Source organism: Nocardia sp. NPDC058497 (genome assembly GCF_042720195.1).
GTDB lineage: Bacteria > Actinomycetota > Actinomycetes > Mycobacteriales > Mycobacteriaceae > Nocardia.
The window spans coordinates 1-1,462 of the sequence record NZ_JBHXMY010000944.1 but is presented as its reverse complement, the minus strand read 5'-3'; the positions used below and the strand labels follow the sequence as shown (position 1 = coordinate 1,462).

Below are 1,462 nucleotides of genomic sequence, written 5' to 3'. Positions count from 1 at the left end.
GACCCGGCCCCCCCCGCTTGGGGCGGGGCCCCCGCGGTCACAAAAAACCACCCCCCCACACACACGCCCCGCGCGCGGCCGCCCCCCCCGGGCCCCGGGGGGCCGGCCCCCAAGTCGTTGTGCCGGTTGTGAGTCTGGTCACGAAGCGGCCGGGAGTCCGTGGACCGAGGCCGTCGGAGACGGGGACGAAGCAGTTCAGCACGTAGGATTTTCGAAAGTTTCATCCCGCTGTGGCGCGGAGGGCTGGACGACTCGGCGGTATTGCAGGAGGGGCACACGTTATGACATCGGATCGGTTGATCGCGGGACGCTATCGACTCACCGACCCGATCGGCACCGGGGCGATGGGGGTCGTGTGGCGCGCCACCGATGTCCGGCTGCGCCGCACCGTCGCGGTGAAGCAGCTGCTGCTCGCGCCGGGTCTCACCGGATCGCAAGCGCTGGAAGCGAAGCTGCGTGCCATGCGCGAGGGCCGCATCGCCGCGCGGCTGCACCATCCCAATGCCATCACCGTCTTCGACGTCGCCGAGGAAGACGGCCAGCCGTGGCTGGTCATGGAATACATGAACGCGCCCAGCCTGGCCGTGAAACTGGCCGGCGGCGCGACGCTGCCGCCGATCGAGGTGGCCGGGATCGGCGCGCAGGCCGCGGCGGCGCTGTCGGCGGCGCACGACGCCGGGATCATGCACCGGGACGTGAAGCCGGCCAACCTGCTCGTCGGCGACGACGGCACCGTCAAGCTCACCGACTTCGGCATCTCGCATGCCACCGGCGACGTCACGGTGACCGCCACCGGATTCCTGGCCGGCACACCCGCTTACCTGGCGCCCGAGATCGCCCGCGGCGACGATCCGAAGCCCGCCGCCGACATCTTCGCGCTCGGCTCGACGCTGTACGCCGCCGTCGAGGGGGCACCGCCGTTCGGTGAGGGCGACAATCCCCTCGCGGTCCTGCACGCCGTCGCCAGGGGAGTGGTGCCGGAACCGAAGCACGCGGGTCCGCTGGGGTCGGTGCTGATGTGGCTGCTGACCGCGTCGGCCGAGGACCGCCCGACCATGGTGCAGGCCAGGAAGGCGCTGGAAGATGTTGCGGCAGGGCGCGTTCCAGTGCTGCCCGCCACCGCGACCAAGGTGCTGCCGACGACCGAGGGGGCCACGACACTGCTGCCACGGCCCGCGACGCCCGCGGAGGGGGCGGCGGCGAAGTCCGGTGCGGCCGCACTGCTGGGCAGCGGGCTGGCGCTGGCCAAGGCGGCCAGGTCGGCGATCACGGGCGGGTCACCTGCTGCGGGAACCAGTGTGGGCGCCGGTGTTTCCGGGTCGGCGGGGCGGCCATCCGCGCCGGGCTCGGACCAGGAGCCGTCGGCGGCGGGTGCGAACGCGGACCGGGCAGGTGCCGAACAGCGCGGGGCGCGGGGAACCGGCGCCCGCGACAACGGGCGCGCCGGGTCCCCTTCCGGCCC

General features: G+C 73.3%; 1 protein-coding gene. It reads left to right on the top strand.

Annotated elements, in window-relative coordinates:
* Positions 1 to 281: 281 nt before the first annotated feature.
* Positions 282 to 1,462 (top strand): serine/threonine-protein kinase (locus ACFWPJ_RS32680; protein ID WP_378857356.1); only part of this gene is annotated, 1,181 nt, incomplete at its 3' end.